Consider the following 7,035-nt stretch of genomic DNA (forward strand, 5'->3'; position numbering starts at 1 on the left):
GTATTGTTGTTGTGCCCAAAGGAACATGGCAAGTAGACGGTCCTATTCGTCTTAAAAGCAAAGTGCACTTGCACCTAGAGGAAGGCGCTACTCTGCTGTTTTCCGGCGACCCTTCGCACTACTTACCCGTGGTTAAAACCCGTTGGGAGGGGACTGAGGTATTTACCTATTCACCGCTAATTTACGCGCTAAATGTAGAAGATGTGGCCATTACAGGTAAAGGCACTATCGACGGAAATGCCCAATCGGCGTTCATTGGCTGGTATGAGAAACAAAATACAGATATGCATGCGCTTCGTAAAATGGGGTTTGATGGCGTTCCAGTAGAGAAGCGTCAGTTCGGTGAAGGGCATTACTTGCGCCCTCCGCTTATTCAGTTTTTCCACGCCAAGCGTGTGCTGCTTGAAGATTATACAGCCCTGAATTCCCCGTTTTGGGTTAATCATCTGGTTTATACGTCTCACGCTACGGTAAGACGAGTGAAGGTAGAAAGTCACCTGTACAACAACGATGGGTTAGACATTGAGTCGAGCCAGTTTGTGCTTGCTGAAAATAATCACTTTAGAACCGGTGATGACGGTATCGTTATTAAGTCTGGCAGAGACGCCGACGGTCGAAATATAGGTATACCTAGCACAGACATTGTTGCACGAAACAATGATTTAGGTGGTGAAGACGGTATTGGTCTTGGTTCGGAAATGTCAGGCGGCATTAAGCGCGTATTTTTCGAGAACAATGTCTTGCATGAGGGAGACTCAGCATATCGTTTTAAAAGCAACTTAGACAGAGGCGGGCGCGTAGAAATGGTTCGAATTAGAGGCAGTAAAGTGGCTTCGTTTAAGCACTTATTCTGGTTCCAGCTAAACTACCCAAGTAATTTACATGGTAATTTCCCGGCTACCTATACCGACATTATTATTGAAGATTTAACGGTAGAAAATGTAGGAACGGTTTTGGAAATTCACGCTCCAGACGCAGCTCCTGTGCATAACGTTAAGTTTAAAGACATTAAAATTAAGGAAGCAGAAGAAATTCTTATCCTAGAAAATGCCGACGATATTAGCTTTGAAAATGTCTCCATTGGTGAGCAAGTCTGGAACGGCACGTTTTCTTCGCTGCACATTGAATCTGTTACTCGCTAGAAAACAGGTTAAACGCGATAGGTTGTTCGCATTGGTCGTGTATTTTTGATAATTTACTAACGACTCCCTTAAGAGATATTGATTGTGAACCGAAACTTTGCTGTCAAAATACTGCTAATACTAGCGATTGTGTTGCAATCGTTTAATGCAGTGTCAGCTTTGTTAGACGCTCACCAAGTCGATGCACAGCATCTTGAGACGGTTCACGATCATGCCTCTGACACGAAAAGTGTTGCTGAAAATCAAGTTACTGACGTCGGTGATGATGATCACAACATAAACGATTGCCATCACTGTGGACATTGCAGCGGCAGTCATTTTTCTTGGGTTTTAGTAAAAGCCTATTCTCCAAACATTGCTTTTGTTAACTCGGGAAAAATTCTCAAAGAAGGGGCTTCTCCCTTTCGAATAAGTAGTTTCATTTACCGCCCTCCCATTGCTTAACGTTTGAACTAATTGGCCCTTTGGCGCCGTGGAAAAAATTTAGTTAAAACAAACGTTGAGATCATTATGAAGAACTCTAAAACGGTCGTAGGCGCAGTCCTGACGACATTGTTGTGCGTGCCTGTCAGCCGCGCAACTACAGCGATAGAAAACGACAAGAACATTGATGCACCTACTCAGTACTTCCTTACACAAGAAAGTGACTCGCATCAGCATGAGAAAGCGCACGAGCCTGAGGAAAATCATCAATCTGAGGTGAATCACCAACATGAGGAAAATCACCAGCCTGAGGAGGTAGTCCTTACTGAGCAGCAAAGGCAACTTGCAGGCGTTCAAACCTCTGTAATAGAACCTCGTATTTATAATCAGCGCGTTTACGCGCCTGGTGAAGTGAAAGTAAATGGATACTCAAGCTCTTTGGTGTCTCCTCGGACTGACTCGGTAGTGATTAGTCGACACGCGGCTCTTGGGGATGAAGTGGAAAAAGGGCAGGCGCTTGTCACCTTGTTCAGCGAAACCATTGCCCAGTCTCAAGCCGAATTTCTGATTGCTTCATCCAATTACAGTCGTGCAAAAAAGCTAGACAAAAACACCATAAGCGAAAGCGCGTTAGTTGAAGCTGAGAATCGTTACAAAGCGAGCTACGGTGAGCTAATTGCATTTGGACTTACTCCTAACGCGATTTCAAGCATCACTGCTTTAGACGTTGACGCTTTCGGTCAGTATGAGCTTGTCGCCGTGCGCGATGGCGTGGTGTTGCAAGACAACTTCATGCAAGGGCAAAGGGTGTTAGCTGGCGAAACAGTCATGTTGCTGGCAGACGAGAGCGATATTTGGATAGAGGCCAGCTTGCCAGCCACCAGCGCGTTTCCTGTTCAGGTAGGCGATACGGCGCAAGTCATATTTAACGGTGAACATTTTACCGCGCAGGTTATTCAACAATCGCACATTATCGATCCACTTACCCGCACTCGCACTGTCCGCTAAGCTATACGCAATACCACCCATAGCCTTCATGCCGGTATGTTCGTCGACGTACTGTTTAATGTGCCCACTCCATCTCCTGTAATGGCAGTACCTGAAACCGCAATGGTGAGAAGTAACGACGGAGACTGGGTTATCTATGTTGAAAACGAAGCGTCGGGGGCATTTACCCCTGTTGAGGTTCAGCGAGGGGAAGCGCTAGGCGAATATCGACATATAGAGGGCGTAGAAACTGGAACGCGGATTGTTACCCACGGTGCATTCTTTGTCGCCTCTGAACTAGCGAAAAGCGGATTTGATCCGCACAACCATTAGGAGGCCAATTATGTTTAATCGAATAATAGATTGGTCGGTAGACAATAGTATTTTAGTGGTTGGGCTGCTGTTAGGCATAATTGCGGGTTCGGCGATGCTTTTGCCGTCGCTGAATTTGGATGCTTTCCCTGATGTAACCAATGTTCAGGTAAGCGTGAATACCGAAGCTCCGGGGCTTGCCGCAGAAGAGATTGAGCAACTTATTACCTACCCAATTGAAGCTGTAATGTATGCATTGCCAGATGTTGAAGAAGTGCGCTCCATCTCTAAAACCGGGCTTTCAGCGGTTACCGTTGTGTTTAAAGAGGGGACCGATATTTACTTTGCCCGTCAGCTTGTTTTCGAGCGCTTGCAAACAGCAAAATCCTTCATTCCTGAAAACGTAGGAACGCCAGAAATGGGGCCAAATACGTCTGGGCTAGGTCAAATTTATCAATACTCCCTCATTGCAGATGACGGGGCGAAATATGATGCAATGGCGCTGAGAAGCCTTAACGACTGGGTAGTAAAGTTGCTACTTATGCCCGTAGATGGCGTAACGGATGTGTTGTCGTTTGGTGGGGAAGTTCGCCAGTACCAAGTGAACGTAGATCCGTCAAAGTTACTTGCTTATGGGTTATCTCAACAGGACCTTGTTGCAGCGTTGCAACGCAATAACACTAATGTTGGCGGGTGGTATCTTGAACGGGGGCAAGAACAACTTGTTGTGCGTGGAACGGGGTGGTTCGCAAGTGGTGAGCAGGGAATTCACGATATTGAGCAGGTGCCGGTAAAAACGGTAGATGGCGTGGTGGTAACTGTGTCTGATCTTGCTGATGTTAAAACAGGGCCTGAAATACGGCAGGGCGCGGTCACTCTGTCTCAAAGGGCATCTGATGGCAAGGTAGAACAGTATGGTGAAGTGGTAACAGGCATAGTATTAAAACGGATGGGGGCTAACACCAAAGCTACCATTGATGGCATAAATTCAAGAGTTGCGCTTATTAATCAAGCGTTACCCGAAGGGGTACGTTTCACGCCTTTTTATGATCAGGCAAACCTGATTGAAAAAGCAATTTCTACCGTAGTTAAGGCATTGACCATCGCCTTCGTTTTTATCACCATCGTTCTCGCTCTATTTTTAATGAACGTGGGCGCTACGTTTCTTGTGCTAATTACCATTCCAATCGCCATAGCAATGGCGTTGGCCATCATGGCTTTCATGGGGCTGTCTGCAAATTTGATGTCGCTTGGCGGAATAGCGGTGGCTATTGGTATGTTAGTAGACGGTTCCGTTGTGATGGTTGAAAACATCTTTAAGCGATTAAATGCCAACACTTCGAGCTCGCATGAAGATGCCCAATCTTTCAAATCATCTGTAAAACTAGCGGGGAAGGAAGTCGCCAGACCAATCTTTTTCGCTGCATCGATAATTCTAGTGGTCTTTGCTCCTTTGTTTAGTTTTGAGGGAGTAGAAGCCAAGCTTTTTCAGCCTATGGCTATCAGTATTATGCTTGCTGTACTTTGTGCCACTGTCGTTGCGTTGTTCTTCGTTCCAGCCTTAGCCACATTTCTATTCAAGCGAACTAGGAATGTGAAGCCGAGTGCTTTGTTGATACCTGTTGAGCGCGCTTACCAACGGGCACTTTCTTTTACGTTGCTGCATACCAAGTGGCTAGTGTTACTGGTTGGTCTGCTTCTGGTTTCTGCTGTTGCCCTTGTGCCAAAAATTGGCACCGAGTTTGTTCCTGAGCTAGAAGAAGGAACAATAAACTTGCGTGTTACCTTGGCACCGTCTTCAAGCCTAGAGACTTCATTAGCGGTAGCCTCAACGTTAGAAGAAAAGCTGTTGGCGTTTCCCGAAGTAACTTATGCGCTAAGTCGTATAGGCCGTGCTGAAATAGGCGGCGACCCAGAACCGGTCAACAACATCGAAATTTACATCGGGTTGAAGCCTGTTTCAACGTGGCAAAGCGCGAGAAATCGTGATGAGCTACAGCAAAAAATGCAGGCTGAATTGTCGCAGTTCCCCGGCCTTCTACTTAACTTTTCTCAGCCTATTGCCACCCGTGTAGACGAACTGCTTTCCGGTGTGAAAGCACAGCTAGCCGTTAAATTATTTGGGCCAGACTTGGCTGTTCTAAGTGCTAAAGGACGAGAAATAGAGAGCGTTATTCAAAACGTAAAAGGAACAAGAGACGTGGCGATGGAACAAATTGTGGGGGAAGCTCAGCTGGTTATTGCTCCTGACAGACAAGCGTTATCACGCTATGGCTTATCGGTGAGTGACATAATGGAAGTGGTACAAGACGGGGTAGGAGGTGTCGCCGCAGGTCAAATCATTAACGGAAATGAACGCTACGATATTTACGTTAGGTTAAAAGAAAGCGCACGAAAAAGCAGCGACACCATAGCAGATATTCGACTTCAATCGCCCAGTGGTGCCTGGCTTCGTATTGGCGATGTGGCATCGGTATCTTATGAATCCGGACCTCCGCAAATACGCCGAGATGACGTTCAGCGTCGCGTAGTGGTGCAAGCGAACGTCCAAGGAAGAGATATGGGCAGCGTGGTTCAAGAGATACAAAGCGCCATATCTTCAAGGGTGAATTTGCCCGTAGGGTATACGGTGCAAATAGGCGGGCAGTTTGAGAGCCAACAGCGTGCTCAGAAAAAATTGTCGCTCATCGTGCCGCTTTCTTTGGTATTGATTGCGGTGTTGCTTTACCTCGCGTTTAATTCTCTGGGTCAAGCGATGCTCATACTGATTAATGTGCCACTTGCCATCATAGGAGGCGTGTTCTCTTTGTATTTATCCGGCCAATATCTGTCAGTACCAAGTTCAGTCGGTTTCATAACACTATTCGGTGTTGCCGTTTTAAATGGCGTAGTGATGGTGGAAAGTATTAACCAACGGGTGAAAGGGGGAATGGCTGTTAAAAGCGCTGTTTTCACTGGTGCTACATCCAGGCTAAGGCCGGTTTTGATGACGGCGGTAACGTCTGCATTAGGGTTAGTACCCATGTTAATGTCTAACGGTGTCGGCGCTGAAATTCAGCGGCCGCTCGCAAGTGTTATCGTAGGTGGGCTGGTTACTGCAACGCTTTTAACACTCTTTGTGTTACCTGCCTTGTACAGCGTATTTTCGTCGAAACAAGCGGCTAATTAATTGTGGGCGAACCTATTCAGGTTCGCTGGGTTTCAGTTTCGACCAGCTCAACAACAAGGCGTAAATTACTTTGTGTTGATACCGCATTAAATGGGTAGCAGGTAACTAAATAGAGCTGCTGCCCATTTACATCTACTTTCATTGCCGAGTCGGCATCGACTATCGTCTTCGATACAACCCGATAGGTTACCCACTGTGAGTTCGGCAACTGTAATTGCATAATATCTCTGGCTCTCACCTTCTTTAAGAACGTGAAGTGAGTATCTCTATGCCCGCCAATCACACTACCACCCTGTCCGAGTGGGGGCGAGTCGGTGTGGTGTCCAGGGCCAAATGCAAGGGCGTTTCCCTGTGCGCCTTCTAGTACATACAGCTGCGTCTCGCTTTTTGCATGAACCAGCTTGCCCACTGGCCAAGTATCAGACCAACGCCAAGGCTTCTGGTTAGCGCCAGTGGCTAGCGTTTCTTCCCACGAAGATTGAATTAAATATTGCGCCAGTTCAGCTTTCAATAATATCCAGCTAGCTTTGCCAAAACTGGCTGTGGCGATCAAGACTAAGATGATGGTAAAAGCGTATTTAATCATTGTTTGTCCAAGCCATATTAAGTCAAAAAATAAAGAAATGAGTTTAAGGTGCTAACCTCGTCCCCCCCTTGTTTCGCAAAAAGGCGATGCTGTGAAAAAGCGACAATAAAAGTATGGCAATCATGCCTAATACGACATGTTCAGATACACCCGCTGCGGTTTGGGGGTAACTGATTTGTCTGAATTGCGTTCCCTGTGGCATTAGGTTTCTTACGTTTTCGGTGGAAGACGGTATGCGCTGTGTATTTGCTATTTTTTCTTCAATAGCAACGAAGCTGGTGAACTCTGTTATCAGTTTATGGGGCATGGCTACAGCAAGTTTGTCTTGTTTTACTTCATCTACATTTCGCCCTAATGCTTTTTCATCCATTATCGCCGCCACTTTCTTTCTTGCCCAAGCAGTCGCTTCGCCAAGG

General features: G+C 46.4%; 6 protein-coding genes and 1 pseudogene. 5 read left to right on the top strand and 2 right to left on the bottom strand.

What is annotated here, in order from left to right; all coding sequences use genetic code 11:
- From QVA83_RS06415 to QVA83_RS06435, 5 genes are all read left to right on the top strand, one after another.
- Positions 1 to 1,142 (top strand): glycoside hydrolase family 28 protein (locus tag QVA83_RS06415; RefSeq protein ID WP_287498260.1); only part of this gene is annotated, 1,142 nt, incomplete at its 5' end.
- Positions 1,143 to 1,226: 84 nt separating this feature from the next.
- Positions 1,227 to 1,586, top strand: a complete 360-nt coding sequence (locus QVA83_RS06420) for a hypothetical protein (RefSeq protein WP_287498261.1) — start codon at positions 1,227 to 1,229, stop codon at positions 1,584 to 1,586.
- Between the two features lie 66 nt (positions 1,587 to 1,652).
- Positions 1,653 to 2,573 (top strand): efflux RND transporter periplasmic adaptor subunit, encoded by a 921-nt coding sequence (locus QVA83_RS06425; protein WP_231513103.1) that lies wholly within the window; start codon positions 1,653 to 1,655, stop codon positions 2,571 to 2,573.
- A 36-nt stretch (positions 2,574 to 2,609) separates the two neighbouring features.
- The gene (locus QVA83_RS06430; RefSeq protein ID WP_231513102.1) at positions 2,610 to 2,885 is read left to right on the top strand and encodes an efflux RND transporter periplasmic adaptor subunit; all 276 of its coding nucleotides are present in this window, start codon (positions 2,610 to 2,612) and stop codon (positions 2,883 to 2,885) included.
- A gap of 10 nt (positions 2,886 to 2,895) precedes the next feature.
- Positions 2,896 to 6,033, top strand: coding sequence for an efflux RND transporter permease subunit (locus QVA83_RS06435; protein ID WP_156078702.1), 3,138 nt, complete (start codon positions 2,896 to 2,898; stop codon positions 6,031 to 6,033).
- Positions 6,034 to 6,049: 16 nt separating this feature from the next.
- Here the strand turns inward: QVA83_RS06435 and QVA83_RS06440 are convergent, their stop codons facing one another.
- Positions 6,050 to 6,619: a class GN sortase gene (locus QVA83_RS06440; protein ID WP_156078701.1), complete on the bottom strand. Its 570-nt coding sequence runs from the start codon at positions 6,617 to 6,619 to the stop codon at positions 6,050 to 6,052.
- Positions 6,620 to 6,662: 43 nt separating this feature from the next.
- Positions 6,663 to 7,035, bottom strand: a pseudogene (locus QVA83_RS06445) (marine proteobacterial sortase target protein); the annotation flags it as partial.

The sequence above is a fragment of the Alteromonas sp. AO-Serp genome, assembly GCF_017849675.1.
Classification (GTDB): Bacteria; Pseudomonadota; Gammaproteobacteria; order Enterobacterales; family Alteromonadaceae; genus Alteromonas; species Alteromonas macleodii.